The sequence below is a fragment of the Zoogloea oryzae genome (assembly GCF_030161255.1).
Classification (GTDB): Bacteria; Pseudomonadota; Gammaproteobacteria; order Burkholderiales; family Rhodocyclaceae; genus Zoogloea; species Zoogloea oryzae.
This window is the reverse complement of record NZ_BSPX01000002.1, coordinates 53013-66311: the sequence shown is the minus strand read 5'-3', so window position 1 is coordinate 66311 and position 13299 is coordinate 53013. Positions and strand designations below refer to the sequence as shown.

Below are 13299 nucleotides of genomic sequence, written 5' to 3'. Positions count from 1 at the left end.
AAACACAGATGGCCGATCAGATTCGCCTGATAAAAAAGTACCCAAACCGCCGCCTTTACGACACGCAAACCAGTTCCTACATCACGCTCGCAGACGTGAAGGAACTCGTTCTTGATCATGGCATCTTCCAGGTCGTTGACGCCAAGACCGGCGAAGACCTCACCCGCAACATCCTCCTGCAGATCATCCTCGAAGAGGAAGCCGGCGGGGCGCCGATGTTCACCAGCGACTTGCTGTCCCAGATGATCCGCTTCTATGGCAACGCCATGCAGGGGATGATGGGCAAGTACCTGGAAAACAACATCAAGGCCTTCACCGACATGCAGGCCAAGCTGCAGGATCAGGTTCGCTCCGTGTACGGCGAAAACGCCACGGTGAGCCAGGATCTGTGGGCGCAGTTCCTGAACTTTCAGGGCCCGGCCATGCAAAGCATGATGGGCGCCTACATGGAGCAATCCAAGAAGATGTATGCCCAGATGCAGGAGCAACTCGACAGCCAGACGCGCAACCTGTTCTCCGGCTTCCAGTTTCCGACCTTCGGTGCGCCGGGTTTCAATCCCGAGAAGGGTGAGGCGCCGGGTTCCGGCGGTGATCCCAGCGACGCCACCAAGAAGTGATGTCCCGGGCCGCGCACTCGTCGCGGCCCTTGTGTTTTATCCACCGGTTTTTCCTGACGCATGACCCAATCCAGCAAGCAGGGCGCCGCCCCGAAAGTCGGCTTTGTTTCCCTTGGCTGCCCATGAGCGGTGCCATCTATACTTTTGCTGGTGTCGTTCGTTTCTCTTCGGTCGGCGGGGGGCTTGGCACGATCACGTGTTGGCTTGGGCTGTGCTGAGTACCGAACCCTAGGTGTTTGTCTTGTGCGGGCGTTTGGCGAGTCGGATTGACCTTTTTGGCGGCGGTTTGGTCAAACCTCAGTGTCGAAGAAATTTACATCGACTCTTGCTGGTTTGTCGGGTATCTTGCGATTTTGCTAAAGCAGCTTTGATATTATCAAATATGGTGTTTTTTTCGCGTGTTTTGCTGGGTTGTGCGACTTCGGCTTGAAACTTGCTTGTTTTTTAGCGGATTTAGATGCGCTTCGGGAGTCAAGAGGTTAGGTCTGGTGGTAGTAAGCGTATGGTTGTTATCTAGATTGAATTTTATGCTAGCATTCCATAACCAAACATTCAGGCGCTGTTTTTCGAGGTCGAGAGCTTCGCTTGCTCAAGTAAGTGAAGGCTTTGGCCGTTACTGACATAGCTAAGGTGTGTCAGTTGGTGAACGTGGTTGCGTGGCACTAGAGTGCGCGCGGTTCCGCTTGTCATCGCAGCTATTGTGAGCTGCGTTCATTATTTGGTGACGTGTGATGTCGGGAACGGAATTTTGGTCTGCTGAGAGCCTTCGGTTCACTTTTTTTTACTGCGAAGATGCTCCTGATGAGCTAAAGCCGTCATGGGCGACACTTGTTGGTGAGCAGCCTGCGAACAGGACCGAGAGACGTTCTCAGCAGGTCGTAGAAGAGGATGGGGTTTGGGAGGACATGTCGCTCGTCGTCGCGTCGTCTCCAGGGCGTATCGACGTGATGGCGCGAGAACTTAACTCCAGTTCCGGTTTTCCTGTGATCGGTGAGTTCGAGAGTACATTGGCGCGCTTTAGGTCGTTACTTGCGCAGATTGATTTCAGCAAAGTTAATCGTATTGCTGTGGGGGGGGTTTTGCTCCATCCTGAGCCAGATAATGCGAGTGCATACGATACGCTTGGAAAATTTCTGCCGAATATTAAATTCGATGCTGAGTCGCGCGAGTTCTTTTATCAGATTAATCGGCCGTTTGGAGTGGAGGTCGAGGGGTTTGATGATTTTAAGTTTAATAGTATTAGACGTTGGTCTGCCGTCCAGCTTCAGCTATTAAGTCTTGAAGGAAGCTCAGTTTATACGAAAGTTTCAGTTGCCTCTAGGCTCGAGTTGGATGTGAACTCGCCAGCAGATGTTGAACTGTCGAGAACAGTAGGTGCTGCATCTCGGGCCCTTGAGATTGTTGTGGATAATCTTATTGAAGTCGCGAGGGGAGGTTGTAATGCGTGATTTTTCTCCTGTTGCTTACGGTGATGCGATCAGAAGCAATTTGATCTCGTCTTTAGATTATTCTTGTGATGACTTTGGTGGTGATAGAGTTAATCTGAGTGGGCTTTTGGCAGTATTTGTAACTGATAGTTTGGATGGTGGTAATCGCTGCAGTCCTCGGCCAATAATTGTCAAAGTCCAGTCCGTGTCCAATAAGGATATCGTTGGGTCGCTGGGTACATGGGCTAGGTGTATTGCTTCGTCTTCATCTTCGGTTCTTGAAAGCGTTGATGCGTCCAGTAACGCCAAGTTTCTGAGAGAGCTGTATTCTCGTTCGTCATTATTAAGAGATACTAAGTATACGTTGATGTCTTTTGTCTTTGATCGGGTGGAAGGAGCTTTTGCCGAGCGAGATCTGAAGACAGTTGATGATATTCTTTACTCGTATGAGCCTTCGCAGTCGATTGATATCGTTTCTGTCGGGTTGCTTCGTGCTACTTTTCGGGCTAACAAGAGGTTAAAGTCTTGGGATGCGTGTCTTGCTCGTGTGATTAAGCATCTGAGCGATTCGGGAAAAGACTGGAGGCGGCAGTTAAGGGGGCTGCTGGGTGTTAATGATTCGATTGTACTCGCCGCAAACTCGACCGTTCTCTGAAGTCTCTTACTTCGGTGTAGCTATATCCGGGAATGATGAGCAGAGGCACATAGGGCTTTTGTGTAATGCCAGTCCCGGTGCTAATCCAAAATTTGTGCATCTTGCCTTCCATTTTAGGCTTAGGTGCGACGATGCTAATGGTGATGCAGGTTGTTGGATTGACTGTAGCGGGGCCTTTGATGAAGATGAAAGAATTAATTTATCATCATGGGCTGTGAAGGTTTATGAGAAGAATGGCCGTAAGATTCCCTATGGGTTTCCCTATTCGTCGGATATGTCTCAGTTCGACGAGTCCGGAAAGTTTTCCGATGTCTCGCGTGGGGCCGGTTTGACGTGTGCGACCTTTGCGCTCTCTATTCTCGATCTTGCTGGTTACACCGCGGTTGATTCTGCGAGTTGGGAGGTGCGTGGAGATGATGTTGTTTGGCAGTTAAAAATAATCTCCGAGTTGGCTAAGGATCGTGAAAACCATCCAGAGTTGTATGTCGATTACCCAGAGCAAGATCAGTTTGCTCATGTAGGCATTGCTGTACGAATGAGGCCTGAGGAGGCGGCGGCAGCTATCGGGGGCTATGAAGGCGTTCCTATGGCTTTCAGTAAAGCGAGAGTCCTTGGTGAGGATGTCATTCGGCAGTTGCTGAATGGGGCCGTGCCGTAACTTTTTTATGTGTGGATCAGCCGCCAGCAATAAAGCTCGCGAACGCGGGCTTTATTGCTGGCGGCTGATCTTTTTTCTGTGGGTTCAGGCGGCTACTTTGGAGGGTATCGGAAGTCACGGTGGATTGGTGGGCACGATGAGGTGTCCGTGGTCATGTGCTGAGTCATGAGCGCGGTGAGTTCCGCGTCGGTGACGGCTTCCGGGTTGATCCAGCTGTGGCGGCCCATCGCGCGGCCGGCGGCGAGCTTGGCTTTCATCGCCTCGGCGAATCGATCGACGGCGTCGTCGTCGGGGTGTTGGGCGATCCGCAAGCCGGGCGGAAGGTTGGGGTAAAGCCCGGCCGGTGGCTTGAGGCGGAAAGGGGGGGGCGTCTTGGAAATGCTCGAGTGCTGCGGAAATAATGCCGGGGCTGGCTTTTCGGGCGTTGGGGGGAGGGTCGGAAAGAGCGGCGGGCGGCTTGATCTAAACGGCGAGCCGGTCGGGGGTGGCGTCGATACCGGCTGTTTGCAGCGGGCTTGTGCCTTTGATGAGGCCCGGCGGCGGCCCCTTGAGGCGATCCCGGATGCCTTCAAGAAAGAATTTTTCAAGCTCGTTCTGCGCGTTTAAAGCGTCCTCGACGATCTCCCGGGCGTGCTCGTCGATCAGGCTGCAGACGACGCTCGGGTCGGTCAGGGGTTTGCTGACCTGTCCCCCCGTCGCGTGCATGTAGACGAGCGGGACGGCGTCGAGCAGGCGGCCGTAGTCCGATAATTCCCGCTGCACCTGGTCGAGATTGATCTCGCCAAACGGCGCGACAATGTCAGCCCAATACGTGCGCCAGTCCTCGTAATAATCGGCCTCTCGCGCGAACGGCGCGGGCGGCTTGACTGCGGCGGCGATGCCGGACGCGTTCCGCGTGATTGCCGCGGCGATGGTGGCGCGGGCGATCTCGAGATCGCTCCGGGGGGTATTGTCGGGTTTCATGGTTGGGCCTTTCGGTTGGATCAGGCGGCGGCCTGGTGGTGAGTGGGCAGGCCCGGCGGGGTCGAGTGCACGACCAGATGACCGGAGCCGCGAAGGAAATTCGTGTGGACGGTGAGGGCGACTTTCCACGCCTCGCGGGCGACGGCGATCCCGGCGTCGATGACGTTGCCGTCCTCGTCGATGATCGCGAGGCGGGCGGGCTTGCCGTCGCGGGTGGTGGCGGTTAGTCCGCTGTGGATCGTGCCGGCGAGCTGCGCGTTTTGAAGTTCGGGGGCTGTCGGTTTCATTGCTGGTCGTCCTCGTTGTCGGGGCCTTTGATCTCGTCGAGCCATTGGTCGCAGCATGCGAGGCAAAGGCGGTAATCGCCCCAAAACTCGCCGTCGACGCGGGCGCGCTCATGCCGGTAGCGGTCGCCCGGCTTGATGGTGTGACCGTCTCGGCGCTCGGGGAGGGCGTAACAGGGGTGTTCTTTGCGGGCGGTTCGGATTCGTACCGTCCGGAGGCTTAACTCGGCCTCGTCGCCCTCGAAGGGGTCAAAATCGAGGCGGTCGGCGTCGGTGTAGGTCATGCTGCGCAGCCTCCAAGTTCGTCGAGGGAAAAGAGCCGGCACGAGCCGGACGTTTTGATCGGTGCGTCAATCTCGGTGCAGTGCCGGTCTGCGCGGGTGCGCTGCAGCTTGAGCAGGGACGGTGCGCAGTGGGTGCATTCGGCGCAGGTGTTGTGCTGCGCGCTCTTGGTGTATCCGGCCGCCTGCCGGCGGTCGTTCGGCTTCGCGGGGCGTTTCATGCTGCGGCCTCCTCGGCGGCGCGGCGGTGGGCGATTTCGGTCGCTTCGGCGGGCTCGATGCCGGTCGATTCGGCGTGGAGTCGGTCGAGCCAAAAGAGGAGCGAGGCGCGGGCCTTGGGTGATAGTTCGCCGTCGTCGGCGATGGTGGGACGTGCGCGGCTGGTGGCGTCGGCGATCGCCTCGGCTTCGGTCGCGAAGGGCGGCGTGTTGATCGAGATCGGGCCGGACCAGCTGCGGGTGGGGCTCGAGAACTCGGGCTCGGCTCGCCAGCCTTCGGCGGTCTTTGTGCGGTGGATCAGGACCCCGGCTTTGCCTGCGCGGGTGCCCAGGGTCTTTTGCTTCTGAAAGACGCCGTGTTCATTCGGCCGCGCGCAGCCTTCCGGCACGGGGACATGGCGCTCGAGAAGCTCGGCGTGATCGATGCCGAGGGCTTCGGCGAGCTGCTCGAGTAGGTTCTCGCTGAGGCCCCATTTCTCGGCATACTCGATCGCGGTCCCGATCAGAATGTCGGCGGCCTCGCTCTCGGTGGGGGGTGAGAATGCGCCGCTCTGGCCTCGGACGGCTTGCGCGATCATGACGAGGAGCGGCCCGCCGAACATTAGCGGCGGGTTGGCGCGGATGGTGGCCTTGAGTTCGCTCCGGTATTGCGCATAAGCGACGGCGAGCGGGGAGTGCTCTCGCGGATGGCCGGCGGGTTTCTTCGGGGTCGGTGCTGCGGCCTTCGGTGCGGGCGCTGCGGCCTTCGGCGCGGGTGCTGCAGGGGCCGGACGGTGCGGCTCGGTGGTGGCCTCGGGCAGCTCGGCCTCTTCGGCCTCTGCCGGCTGTTCGACGGCGACGTCGAGGCGGGCTTGCTCCTCGGTGGCTGCGGCCTTGCGGGCGATCCGGTCGGCGGCGGCGGCGAGGTCGGCAATCCGGGCGACCGCGCGGGAGTCGCCGACGTGGGGGCAGGTGTGGATATAGACCGGCACCGTCTCCCCGTTGTCGGCGAGCCATTGCGCATACGTGCGGTGCTGCGGGTCGCGGTCGTAGGTGTTGCCGAGCACGCGTAGGCCGGCGTTATCGAAATCGGTGTAATTGGTCGGATAAGAGGTGTTGGCGCGGGGGACGTCGATCCTCGGCGTCTCGGCCGGAAGGTTGAGCATCCGGACGTTATGCGCCTGGCGCTTGGCTTCGTAGCATTTCGGGTTTGTGCAGACGTTTGCATTCCCCGGTTCGCAGCCGTCCATGTTGCCGAGGCGCTGCGGGCATTTGGTGCAGTCGCCGGCCTCGGGGGCGAGATCGGCGTCGGCGGGGTCGAAAGGGGCTTTCGCGAGCGGCTTCGTGTAACTGGTCGTGATGTGGGCTTTTGCGGCGCGGAACGACATTTGCTCGCCCGTGTAGTCGTCGCGCGCCGTGACGACGTCGAGGGCGTCGAGCTGCAGCTCGGCGACGGGAATCCGGGCAATCAGGAGGGCGACGGATTCGGTTATGTTGCCGAGGATCAGGGCCTCGCGGACTGCTGGGCAAAGGGCGAGGAGCTTGTGCTTTGCATAAATGTGGCTCTTGCTCTTGCCTTTGCCGACCTGCTCGGCGATCTCGTCGGCGCAGAGTCCGGACGCCATGAGGCGGGCGATCCCTTCGGCTTCCTCGATCGGGTTGAGGCCCTTTCGCTGCAGGTTCTCGACGAGCTGAATCCGGACGACCTGAATGTCCGTCAGGGTGCGGAGAATCGCCGGGATGCTGACAAGCCCGGCGAGGCGGGCGGCGCGAAAGCGGCATTCGCCGCAAACGATCTCGAGCGGCGCTAGGCTGTTGGTCTGGCGTGCGACGTGGTCCGGCATCAGTCGGACGATGATCGGCTGCAGGACGCCGTCTATTTTGATGCTCTCGGCGAGGCCGGCGATGTACTCGGCATCAAAAACCGTGCGCGGGTTGGTCGGGCTCGGGCAAAGTGCGTCGACGTCGGGCTCGATCAGTTGGCCGCCGTCCGGGATGTGTTCGCGGTTCATGGTGGGGCCTCGGTTATTCGGCGAACCATTCCGCTATTGCGGCGGGGTCGGTGTCGGTGGTGTGGGTCGTGCGGCAGAGGGCGGCGGGCCTGGCGACGATGGCGAGGGAGTCGCGGTTGAGCTTGTTGCTTACGACCTGGCCGGCTCGACGACATGCTTCGTCGAAGGTGGCGACGGTCGTCCAGTCCGTGACGATCAGGAAGGGGCCGGCGGTGACATCGGAGCGGATCGCGTTGAGCTGCGCGAGGAGGCTCCGATTCGTTTCGATGAGTTCGCGGTTTGCCTCGCTGGCGAGTTTGCAGGTTTCGCGCAGGCCCGTCGTGAGGGGCTCGAGCTGCGCGACTTTGCTGTTTTGTTCGATCAACGAGAGCGAGATTCCCCGCGCGAATTCCGGGAGTTGGTGCGGGTGGGCGTCGGGGGGCAGGTTGAGGGCCTCGGCGATCGCGTTGATAAGCTGTGCAGCCTCGGCGGCGGTTAGTTCGGTGCGGATCATGCTGCTTCCTTTTGCATTTTTTCGAGTTCGGCGAGGTCGATCACGACCTCATGAAAGCTCGGCGGAATTTCCCGGCAGATGACGAAGCGGGAGAAGTTCGAGGCGAGGCGCAGGCCCTTGTCGGCGACTTCCTTCGCGATCTCGAAAAGCGTCGCGTCGTCGGGGACGATGTAGGCCGTTATTCCTCGTCCGTGAGGTGCTCGAGAAACCTCGAGCCCGTGATTCGTTGCGTTTGCGTCCATTTGCGTTTTGCTTTCAAGAGGCCCTCGAGGGCGCGGCGAAGGTGCGGCGTCTTCAATGCGGTTTCGACGTCGATCCCCATGTCGCGCCACGTCGTCTCGACGTATGCGGCGCGCAGCTCGTCCTCGGTGGGCGTGGTGGTCATGCGTGGGGGTTGATCTCGCTCGGGTCGATCCAGATCGGGGCGAGGTGGCCGTCGATCCGGAGCGAGTACGTTTTGCAGCCGAGAGCCCGGCTTTTCTCGACCAGGCCGGCGGCTTTAAGCGCGTCCTCGACCTGTTCGGCGCGGATCGGGTAGGCGGCGACCCAAACCTCGACGCTGCCGTCGTCGCGGATCGAGCCGGCGGAGATCGCCCGGACGCCGTTATCGAGGAGCGTCTCCTCGAGCAGCTCGGCGCTGCGGATCACGTTCGCGGCGTTGGTGAGGTTCGCCCGGATTCCGTCGATCATTTCTTGCGCCTTGCCGGCGAGGTAGTCGGCGAGTTTCATTCGTCGTCCTCCTCGATCCCGTTCATTGCGAGCGTCTGGCAGGCGATCCACACGAGGCCGCCCCATACCGTCAGGCCGCCGATCACGGCGAGGATCGTCCCGAGCGGGCCGAGGGTGTCGGTAATGGCGCGGATCATTGCGGGGCCTCCTCGCGGGCTTTGGCGGTTCGCTTTGCCCGTTCGGAGACGGTTTCTCCGGGCTTCGCCGGGAACGGGTCGGGCAGGTCGGCGGGCGGGATGATCCAAGGGCGCGACGGCGTGCGGGCGTGGACCGCGTCGGCGAGGCTGCGGCAGGGGTGGGGGCGCATGCCGGGGCCGGGGTTGGCGGTCGGCGGGGTCGACCGGCTCTTGAGTCGGGCGCGGATGTGGCGCTCGAAGCGGGCGGCGACGACCTTTTCGCGAAGGCCGTCGCGGTCGCTGGTGCGGGTGGTGTGAAGCCTGCGGGCGAGCGCGCGGACGGTCGCCGCGGTGAGCAGAAGCGCAATCAGCGCGACGGTGACGACGGCGAGCAGCTCGCCGAGGGTGTGGGTGTTGTTCATGGTCGAGGCTCCGTTAGAACTTGATGCCGATCCCGAGGCGGACGTTATTCGCGACGCATCCGACCTCGAGCACGAGGCCGGCGTCGAGCGCGTAGTCGCGGACGTTCGAGGGCAGGGCGTGCAGCAGGGCGGCGCCGAGGACGGCCGAGGCGATGAAGTGCCGGTCGACGGTGGCGGTCGTGGGGTGCTCGCCGAGGAGCGGGTTCGTCTCGTGCCACCGGGAGGGGTGCCGGGCAATGTTTCGCGTTTGCGACCAGTCGGCGGCGGTGAGTGTTGCGAGCGCGGCGGCCTTGGCGAGCTGGCTGTCGGTCCAGTCGTCGGCGGCGTGGGCGGGCGTCATGGCGAGGGCGAGGCCGGCGGTCGTGGCGGCGACCCGGGCGAATCGTGCGGCAGGCTTGCGGATCGCTCGGGCTGCGGCGCGGGCGCGGTCGGCGAGGCGGTGGGCTCGCTGGTGGTCGGGGTGCCCGGGTTCGGTGCGGGTCGCGGCGTCGGTTGCGAGCCGAAGGGCGTACTCGGCCGATTTCAGGGGGGCATTGCGGCGGACCCATGCCGCGCGGATGCGAGCGCGGAATTTCGGGCTTTTTGCAGACGTCTGCACGGTGGCTCCTTGTCCGTCCGTCTGTCCGGTGGGCAGATACGGCGGCTTCGGAGCGAATTACATCAAATGATGTAAGTCGTCGTCAATAAAAACATCGTTTAATGTAACTTTTCTCGGGGGCGGCGGCGGGCCGTCGCGTGAGGGCGAAAAAAAAAGCCCGCGAGGTGCGGGCTAGAAAGGGGTATTCGGTGGGCTAATCCCGCAGTTCTGGCGGGATTGGCGGGGCTTTGATGACGTGGCCGTCCTTGAAATCGACGCGAAGCGTCCGGGAGCCCGAGACGCTCGAGACGTACGCCCAAACGTATGAAACGGTTTCGCCGCTGGCGCGGACCGCAGTCGGGGGGCCGAGGAGCTGCGAGACTTCGGTCGGGGTCATGCCTGGCTGAATCTTTCGGGCGTCGTCCCATTTGAAGGGCGAGCCCGCGCAGGCGGCGAGAGTCAGGGCGAGGGCGGCGAGAGCAAGGCGGGCTGTACGTTTAAGCATGTTGGCCTATGTGGATTACTTAACGGTAAAGTGTCATTTATTGTGAATATTTACAGTTGGCAATGTAACCTCTTTCGCCATGAAACATATCTATCCCCGTAAGACAGTCGTGCATTTGCATGGGCACCGAATCGCGCGGGCGCTTCGGGCGTTGGCGGATCGTGCCGAGCGGGGCGAGCTGCTCGGGGTGGCGATTGCAATGTGGACGGCTGACGCTGATATAGATATGGCGGTTTCTGGCGTGTTCGAGAAGGCGGCTCATATGGCGTATTACGCAGTTGCCCGTTTAAAGGATGCGCTCCTAAGTCCGGATTTAGACGACTAGCTCTCGCCGGTCGTCCCGTTTCCTGCGGCTCGCCCTGTTCTGCGGCGGGCCTTTATTTTTTTAAGTCCCGACTCGTCCCCCGCTTTGCCGGCCTTCTCGCGGATCGCGAGGAGTATCTCGGCCCGTTCCTCTTCGTCGAGCCCTATCCAAAGCGCGCCAAGCTCGGCCGCTTGTGTCGCCAGCTCTTGCCCGATCGCTTGGGCGAGGGCTTGCGTCTGCGCGTCCGTGTCTGCTGCGCCTGGTGCCGGGACTGGCTGGCCGGGGTGTGCGAACACTAGCCACCCCGGCGGAAGGTCGGGGCGCAAGAGCGGCTCGAGGTTGCGGGCGAGCCGGTCGCCGAATGACACGCGGCCGGCGACGAGGTCGGCGATCTGCCGGTCGGCCTTTTGGGCCTGGCGTGCCACGTTGGCCTGTCCTCGAGCGGCGACCAGGTCGGCGAGGAGCTGCCGGCGGGCGCGGGTGGTGTCGTCGTTTTTCATCGGGGTCATTACATCAAACGATGGTGCTCTCGACTATTCATTGTCCGATGTTGATCGATTACATTAAACGATGTAAATTCCGGCACATGGATTTACGAACTTTCCTCGCTTCGATGACGCCCGAGGCCCGCGACGACTTCGCGGCGCGGGTTGGCGTCTCGGTTGGGCACCTCCGAAACATTGCGTACGGGTCGAAGCCATGCAGCGCAGAGCATGCGATCGCGATCGAAGTCGCGAGCGGCTCGCGGGTTCGAGTCGAGCCTCTGTGTCCGGGGCTTGATTGGGCGGCATTTTGGGCCGGGCGGGCTGCTTCGGCATGTTGAGTTGTCTCCCTCGCCGGGCGAAAGCCCGAATTTCCCCCCGGCTGGCGGTGCTGGCCGGGGGGCTTTTTTGAGGCCGGGCGGTTTGTTTTTGAGTGCATGGATCGATTTTAGTCAAAGGGTGAATTTATGACGCGTGAAAATCAGGCGCCGTTCACGGATCGGAACAATCCGAAGGTGCGGAATCGCTCCCTGTTCGTGGCGCTGCAGGCGGACGCGAAGCGTTACCCCGGGGGGATAACGGCGCTTGCTCATGAGATGGGCATCGATCCGCGGGTCCTCGCGGACAAGATCAATCCGAACTGCTTTGACAAGGTTTTGAAGGTTGGCGAGCTGCTCGATTTGATCGAGCGGCTCGAGAGCGTCCGGGCGGTGAATGTGATCGCGTCGTATGTGGATCGAACGACGGTAAGCGTCCCCGCTGTGACGTCCCCCGCCGAGGTGATGCGCGCATTTGTGGCGCTCACGCGCAGGGCCGCCGATGTGATGGCGTCGGGGGCGAAGGCGCTCGAGGACGAGCGTCTCGACGCGCCCGAGCGGGAGGAGCTGCTCCCGCTGCTCGATGACCTGATTAATTCGGCGGTCGCTTTCCGCTCGTTTGCGCAGGGGCCGGCGTGACCCTTGGCGATTTGGGTGTCGGGGTGACGGTCCGCGTTCTCGCGGTGCCGGTGCGCCTCGTCGAAGAGGCGGCCGGCGGTCGGGTGGTCTGTCAGGGCTGCACGTTCCGGGTGCCGGCTGTGCGGTGTCAGTCGATGCGCCTGCAGGCCCCCGCGTGGGGGTTGCCGGCGTGTTCGGATGGGTTTGTTTACTGTGAGGTGTGGTCGGATGTCGAACGAAAAGAAGTGTTACGGGCTGGTCACGATTGACGAGCTGCGCCTGCGGTTTGCGGTGCCGCCGGGGGTGCCGGATGCGGTGCTCGCCGAGGCGCTTGTCCTCGAGGGCCTGCGCCCGGTTGGCGTGTTGATGGGCGGCGCTCCTGTGTTCGCCGAGAGTCACGTCGCGGTGCATGAGGCGGCGATTCGTGGTGCATGTGATCGCGCGGCGCTCGGTGTTGCGATCGATGCGCAGCTCCTCGAGGCGGTCGCCCGGACGATTGCGGGCGAGCTGGGCGCCGGGTTGGTGCGGCGGGTTGAAACCCTGCTGTCAACGTCGCTTGATGATCTCGACGGGCGCCTCGATCGGCTGCTCGAGCAGGGGCAGGGGTTGTTCCGGCAGCAGGGGGAACTCGGCCAGCGGCTCCGGGAGGTTGAAAAGGTCACGTCGGTAATCATTACCCATGTCCGGATGGGCCTCTCGACTGCGCAGGATGTGCGCAGCGTGATTGACGGGGAAAAGGCCGAGTCCCGGAAGGTGCTCGAGGCGGTGCTCGAGGAGCTGCAGGCGGTGCGGCGGTCGCTTGACCAGTTGGCGAAGGCTGCGCGATGACGGTGTCGCGCTTGGCTTGGCGGCGGATTCGCATCGATGCGGACGCCGTCCGCCGACTCGTCGAGGATGGTCGGGCGGTGCTCCGGCCTGCTGACCCCGTCCCGTTGTCCCCGCCTCGGGGCTGTGTGCTTCCTCGCACCGTATTCGCCCGGGTGATGGGTTTGGGTTTGCGGTGTCCGTGGGGCAGCCCTGGCGATCTCGTTGATGTGCGCGCGGTGGATGTATGGGGGCGTGTCGAGGAGGTCGGCGTCGAGTGGGATTGTGACGCGCTCTGGTGGCGCGTCGTCCTCGTTCGGGTCGATTCCCCGGCGGCGTTCCGGCCGACGCGGGCGATCCCGCGCAGGGGCGCGTAGGTCGTGGGGATATACCTGTCCGACCGTGAACTCGAGGTGATCGATCGCCTCGAGCCGGTGCTCGTCAAGACCTATGTTTTCCTGCGGACCCGTATGGACCGCCGGACGGGTTTGATCGGCATGGTGACGGGTATCAGCTATCAGGCGATCGGCGAGCACGGGGAATACGAGATCAGGAAGGGGCAGGGCTCCCAGACGATCCGGCTCGCCGATACGCCAAAGGCCCGGAAGGAGGTCGCGCGGCGGCTTGTGGAGCGGCTCGAGGCGGCGGGCTTGCTCGCGAGCAGGGGCGGCCCTGTGCTCTGTTTTTTGTGCCCTCTGGCTGATTACGGGTCAGTGCGTCCATTTCAAACGGGCCACCATCGGGCCACCCCTTTACCCCCATATCGAGCCACCCCGGAGCGAGGAGAAAATCCATACGATTCAACGCCTTGGGCGTGGGTCGAGGACGAAGAGGCCAC

Annotated in this window: 21 protein-coding genes; 6 read left to right on the top strand and 15 right to left on the bottom strand. The window is 61.9% G+C overall.

All coding sequences use genetic code 11. The features are described from left to right. The first annotated feature begins 8 nt into the window (after positions 1 to 8). From phaR to QQK25_RS01400, 4 genes are all read left to right on the top strand, one after another. A complete protein-coding gene (gene phaR / locus QQK25_RS01415) occupies positions 9 to 617 on the top strand; it encodes a polyhydroxyalkanoate synthesis repressor PhaR (protein ID WP_153161441.1) in 609 nt (202 codons plus the stop codon). 905 nt (positions 618 to 1522) lie between these two features. Then, entirely contained in the window at positions 1523 to 2065 is a 543-nt protein-coding gene (locus tag QQK25_RS01410; protein WP_284186412.1) for a hypothetical protein, read from the top strand. Then, positions 2058 to 2699, top strand: a complete 642-nt coding sequence (locus QQK25_RS01405; protein WP_284186411.1) for a hypothetical protein — start codon at positions 2058 to 2060, stop codon at positions 2697 to 2699. Before QQK25_RS01410 ends, QQK25_RS01405 begins: the two co-directional genes overlap by 8 nt. Before the next feature lie 94 nt (positions 2700 to 2793). After that, positions 2794 to 3357: a hypothetical protein gene (locus tag QQK25_RS01400; protein WP_284186410.1), complete on the top strand. Its 564-nt coding sequence runs from the start codon at positions 2794 to 2796 to the stop codon at positions 3355 to 3357. Positions 3358 to 3449: 92 nt separating this feature from the next. Here QQK25_RS01400 and QQK25_RS01395 read toward each other — a convergent pair whose 3' ends face one another. From QQK25_RS01395 to QQK25_RS01325, 15 genes are all read right to left on the bottom strand, one after another. Next, entirely contained in the window at positions 3450 to 3668 is a 219-nt protein-coding gene (locus QQK25_RS01395; RefSeq protein ID WP_284186409.1) for a hypothetical protein, read from the bottom strand. Between the two features lie 151 nt (positions 3669 to 3819). Then, entirely contained in the window at positions 3820 to 4320 is a 501-nt protein-coding gene (locus tag QQK25_RS01390) for a hypothetical protein (protein ID WP_284186408.1), read from the bottom strand. 20 nt (positions 4321 to 4340) lie between these two features. Then, positions 4341 to 4607: a hypothetical protein gene (locus tag QQK25_RS01385; RefSeq protein ID WP_284186407.1), complete on the bottom strand. Its 267-nt coding sequence runs from the start codon at positions 4605 to 4607 to the stop codon at positions 4341 to 4343. After that, positions 4604 to 4888, bottom strand: coding sequence for a hypothetical protein (locus tag QQK25_RS01380; RefSeq protein WP_284186406.1), 285 nt, complete (start codon positions 4886 to 4888; stop codon positions 4604 to 4606). The genes QQK25_RS01385 and QQK25_RS01380 overlap by 4 nt, the downstream gene beginning before the upstream one ends. Further along, the gene (locus QQK25_RS01375; protein ID WP_284186405.1) at positions 4885 to 5106 is read right to left on the bottom strand and encodes a hypothetical protein; all 222 of its coding nucleotides are present in this window, start codon (positions 5104 to 5106) and stop codon (positions 4885 to 4887) included. Before QQK25_RS01375 ends, QQK25_RS01380 begins: the two co-directional genes overlap by 4 nt. Further along, the gene (locus QQK25_RS01370) at positions 5103 to 7094 is read right to left on the bottom strand and encodes a ParB/RepB/Spo0J family partition protein (protein WP_284186404.1); all 1992 of its coding nucleotides are present in this window, start codon (positions 7092 to 7094) and stop codon (positions 5103 to 5105) included. The genes QQK25_RS01375 and QQK25_RS01370 overlap by 4 nt, the downstream gene beginning before the upstream one ends. Positions 7095 to 7107: 13 nt before the next feature. Further along, positions 7108 to 7587: a hypothetical protein gene (locus QQK25_RS01365; protein ID WP_284186403.1), complete on the bottom strand. Its 480-nt coding sequence runs from the start codon at positions 7585 to 7587 to the stop codon at positions 7108 to 7110. Continuing rightward, the gene (locus tag QQK25_RS01360) at positions 7584 to 7829 is read right to left on the bottom strand and encodes a hypothetical protein (RefSeq protein ID WP_284186402.1); all 246 of its coding nucleotides are present in this window, start codon (positions 7827 to 7829) and stop codon (positions 7584 to 7586) included. The genes QQK25_RS01365 and QQK25_RS01360 overlap by 4 nt, the downstream gene beginning before the upstream one ends. Beyond that, complete coding sequence (locus tag QQK25_RS01355) at positions 7766 to 7972, bottom strand: hypothetical protein (RefSeq protein ID WP_284186401.1); 207 nt, start codon at positions 7970 to 7972, stop codon at positions 7766 to 7768. The genes QQK25_RS01360 and QQK25_RS01355 overlap by 64 nt, the downstream gene beginning before the upstream one ends. Further along, on the bottom strand, positions 7969 to 8316 hold the full coding sequence (locus QQK25_RS01350) for a hypothetical protein (protein WP_284186400.1): 348 nt from the start codon (positions 8314 to 8316) through the stop codon (positions 7969 to 7971). The genes QQK25_RS01355 and QQK25_RS01350 overlap by 4 nt, the downstream gene beginning before the upstream one ends. Then, positions 8313 to 8453: a hypothetical protein gene (locus QQK25_RS01345; RefSeq protein ID WP_284186399.1), complete on the bottom strand. Its 141-nt coding sequence runs from the start codon at positions 8451 to 8453 to the stop codon at positions 8313 to 8315. The genes QQK25_RS01350 and QQK25_RS01345 overlap by 4 nt, the downstream gene beginning before the upstream one ends. Continuing rightward, complete coding sequence (locus tag QQK25_RS01340) at positions 8450 to 8854, bottom strand: hypothetical protein (RefSeq protein ID WP_284186398.1); 405 nt, start codon at positions 8852 to 8854, stop codon at positions 8450 to 8452. Before QQK25_RS01340 ends, QQK25_RS01345 begins: the two co-directional genes overlap by 4 nt. 13 nt (positions 8855 to 8867) lie before the next feature. Next, positions 8868 to 9452: a hypothetical protein gene (locus QQK25_RS01335; protein ID WP_284186397.1), complete on the bottom strand. Its 585-nt coding sequence runs from the start codon at positions 9450 to 9452 to the stop codon at positions 8868 to 8870. A 193-nt stretch (positions 9453 to 9645) separates the two neighbouring features. Further along, positions 9646 to 9936 (bottom strand): outer membrane protein assembly factor BamE domain-containing protein, encoded by a 291-nt coding sequence (gene bamE, locus QQK25_RS01330; protein ID WP_284186396.1) that lies wholly within the window; start codon positions 9934 to 9936, stop codon positions 9646 to 9648. 321 nt (positions 9937 to 10257) lie between these two features. Next, the gene (locus QQK25_RS01325) at positions 10258 to 10740 is read right to left on the bottom strand and encodes a hypothetical protein (protein ID WP_284186395.1); all 483 of its coding nucleotides are present in this window, start codon (positions 10738 to 10740) and stop codon (positions 10258 to 10260) included. Positions 10741 to 11189: 449 nt separating this feature from the next. Between QQK25_RS01325 and QQK25_RS01320 the strand changes: the two genes are divergently transcribed. Both QQK25_RS01320 and QQK25_RS01315 read left to right on the top strand, forming a co-directional pair. After that, positions 11190 to 11678: a phage regulatory CII family protein gene (locus QQK25_RS01320; RefSeq protein ID WP_284186394.1), complete on the top strand. Its 489-nt coding sequence runs from the start codon at positions 11190 to 11192 to the stop codon at positions 11676 to 11678. Between the two features lie 207 nt (positions 11679 to 11885). Next, a complete protein-coding gene (locus tag QQK25_RS01315) occupies positions 11886 to 12485 on the top strand; it encodes a hypothetical protein (RefSeq protein WP_284186393.1) in 600 nt (199 codons plus the stop codon). Positions 12486 to 13299 lie beyond the last annotated feature (814 nt).

Excerpts from the sequence above, each read along its gene's own strand:
- phaR (WP_153161441.1), top strand. The coding sequence starts at position 9 with ATGGCCGATCAGATTCGCCTGATAAAAAAGTACCCAAACCGCCGCCTT.
- QQK25_RS01410 (WP_284186412.1), top strand. The coding sequence starts at position 1,523 with ATGTCGCTCGTCGTCGCGTCGTCTCCAGGGCGTATCGACGTGATGGCG.
- QQK25_RS01405 (WP_284186411.1), top strand. The coding sequence starts at position 2,058 with ATGCGTGATTTTTCTCCTGTTGCTTACGGTGATGCGATCAGAAGCAAT.
- QQK25_RS01390 (WP_284186408.1), bottom strand. The coding sequence starts at position 4,320 with ATGAAACCCGACAATACCCCCCGGAGCGATCTCGAGATCGCCCGCGCC.
- QQK25_RS01385 (WP_284186407.1), bottom strand. The coding sequence starts at position 4,607 with ATGAAACCGACAGCCCCCGAACTTCAAAACGCGCAGCTCGCCGGCACG.
- QQK25_RS01380 (WP_284186406.1), bottom strand. The coding sequence starts at position 4,888 with ATGACCTACACCGACGCCGACCGCCTCGATTTTGACCCCTTCGAGGGC.
- QQK25_RS01375 (WP_284186405.1), bottom strand. The coding sequence starts at position 5,106 with ATGAAACGCCCCGCGAAGCCGAACGACCGCCGGCAGGCGGCCGGATAC.
- QQK25_RS01370 (WP_284186404.1), bottom strand. The coding sequence starts at position 7,094 with ATGAACCGCGAACACATCCCGGACGGCGGCCAACTGATCGAGCCCGAC.
- QQK25_RS01365 (WP_284186403.1), bottom strand. The coding sequence starts at position 7,587 with ATGATCCGCACCGAACTAACCGCCGCCGAGGCTGCACAGCTTATCAAC.
- QQK25_RS01360 (WP_284186402.1), bottom strand. The coding sequence starts at position 7,829 with ATGGACGCAAACGCAACGAATCACGGGCTCGAGGTTTCTCGAGCACCT.
- QQK25_RS01355 (WP_284186401.1), bottom strand. The coding sequence starts at position 7,972 with ATGACCACCACGCCCACCGAGGACGAGCTGCGCGCCGCATACGTCGAG.
- QQK25_RS01350 (WP_284186400.1), bottom strand. The coding sequence starts at position 8,316 with ATGAAACTCGCCGACTACCTCGCCGGCAAGGCGCAAGAAATGATCGAC.
- QQK25_RS01345 (WP_284186399.1), bottom strand. The coding sequence starts at position 8,453 with ATGATCCGCGCCATTACCGACACCCTCGGCCCGCTCGGGACGATCCTC.
- QQK25_RS01340 (WP_284186398.1), bottom strand. The coding sequence starts at position 8,854 with ATGAACAACACCCACACCCTCGGCGAGCTGCTCGCCGTCGTCACCGTC.
- bamE (WP_284186396.1), bottom strand. The coding sequence starts at position 9,936 with ATGCTTAAACGTACAGCCCGCCTTGCTCTCGCCGCCCTCGCCCTGACT.
- QQK25_RS01325 (WP_284186395.1), bottom strand. The coding sequence starts at position 10,740 with ATGAAAAACGACGACACCACCCGCGCCCGCCGGCAGCTCCTCGCCGAC.
- QQK25_RS01320 (WP_284186394.1), top strand. The coding sequence starts at position 11,190 with ATGACGCGTGAAAATCAGGCGCCGTTCACGGATCGGAACAATCCGAAG.
- QQK25_RS01315 (WP_284186393.1), top strand. The coding sequence starts at position 11,886 with ATGTCGAACGAAAAGAAGTGTTACGGGCTGGTCACGATTGACGAGCTG.